Annotated in this window: 2 protein-coding genes; one reads left to right on the top strand and one right to left on the bottom strand. The window is 73.4% G+C overall.

Annotation, left to right across the window (positions count from 1 at the left end; translation table 11 throughout):
* On the top strand, positions 1–1,215 hold a 1,215-nt coding region (locus WA805_RS24755; RefSeq protein WP_425243529.1), incomplete at its 5' end, for a thiamine pyrophosphate-binding protein.
* 19 nt (positions 1,216–1,234) lie between these two features.
* On the opposite strand, the gene WA805_RS24760 is transcribed toward WA805_RS24755, so the two are convergent.
* Positions 1,235–1,639: hypothetical protein (locus tag WA805_RS24760; RefSeq protein ID WP_425243530.1), on the bottom strand; the 405-nt coding region annotated here is incomplete at its 5' end.

Genomic DNA, 1,639 nt, shown 5'->3' on the forward strand with positions numbered 1-1,639 from the left:
GTGCTGCTCAGCATGCCGCTCGACGTGCAGGCCGCGGCCGCGTCGCCGTTCACCTTGCCCGCCGTGCCGCCAGCCACGCTCCCCGCACCGGCCAGCGAGGCGGTCGCCGCGCTCGCCGACGCCCTGACCGCCGCCCGCAGGCCGGTCTTTCTCGCCGGCCGGGGCGCTAGAAATGCGGGAAAAGAAATAAAGCATTTGTCCGAACGTACGGGGGCTCTTCTAGCCACCTCCGCCGTCTCTCGCGGCTTGTTCCGCGACGCGCCGTTCAGTCTCGACGTCAGCGGCGGCTTCGCCACCCCGGTCGCGGCCGACCTGATCAAGGACGCCGACCTGCTGGTCGGCTGGGGCTGCGCGCTGAACATGTGGACGCTGCGGCACGGCACGCTCGTCGGCGACAACACGACCGTGGTCCAGGTCGACCTCGACCCTGACGCGCTCGGCGCGCACCACCGGATCGACCTCGGCGTCACCGGCGACACGGCGGCGACGGCCAGGGCGGTTCACGAGGAGCTGGACCGGCGCGTCGGCGGACCGCCGCCGCCGGGGGAGTGGCCGCGGGGCTACCGGTCCGCGGAAATCGCCGGCCGCCTCGCCCGCGAGGGCCGCTGGCGCGACGTGCCCTATGAAGAGGCGCACGAACAAGGCCGTATCGACCCGCGCACGCTGTCCATCGCACTCGACGACATGCTGCCCGCGCAGCGGACGGTCGCGGTCGACTCGGGCAACTTCATGGGCTATCCGGCCATGTACCTCGACGTCCCCGGCGCCGACGGCTTCGTCTTCACCCAGGCCTTCCAGTCGATCGGCCTGGGGCTCGCGACCGCGATCGGCGCCGCCGTCGCCCGCCAGGACCGGCTGACCGTGGCCGCGCTCGGCGACGGCGGCCTGCTGATGAGCGTCGCCGACCTGGAGACCGCGGTCCGCCTCGGCCTCGACCTCCTCGTCGTCGTGTACGACGACGAGGCCTACGGCGCGGAAGTGCACCACTTCGGCCCGGACGGCTACCCGCTCGACCACGTCACGTTCCCGCCGGCCGACATCGCCGGCATCGGCCGCGGCTTCGGCTGCGCAGCGGTCACCGTCCGCGCCCTGGGGGACCTGGACGCGGTCGCGGCCTGGCTGGCCGGGCCGCGTGACCGCCCGATGGTCGTGGACGCGAAGGTGACCCGCGGCGAGCCGTCGTGGTGGCTGGCCGAAGCCTTCCGCGGCCACTGACGACCGCGGAAGCCTCGCCTCAGTCGGACTCGGTAACCTCGCGTTCCTTGTGCGTGGTCTCCGAACGCCCCGGCGGGAAGATCCGCTCCGCCGCGCGGATCAGCTGGTCGGCCCGGTCTCGCATCATCTCGAACCGCTGGACGACCTGCTCGACCCGGTCCTGCAGCCGCTCGGCGGGATCCCGCCACTCCCGGTGATCGCCCGGCCCGTGCTGACCGTGGTGCGGCGCATGCGGGGGATGCGGCGGGTGCGGGGGATGCGGCGGATGCGGCCGGTGGTGCCAGCCGCCCGGGCCGTCGTGTTCGTGTTCGTGTTCGTCTTCGTCCTCGCCGATGTCGCCGGCCAGTTCCCCGGCTGCGTCGGCGGCTTCCTCCGCCTGCTCGGCCGCCTCGGCCGCCTTGCCGGCCAGCTCGATGGCCTGCTC

The sequence above is a fragment of the Trebonia sp. genome (genome assembly GCF_049794275.1).
GTDB lineage: Bacteria > Actinomycetota > Actinomycetes > Streptosporangiales > Streptosporangiaceae > Trebonia.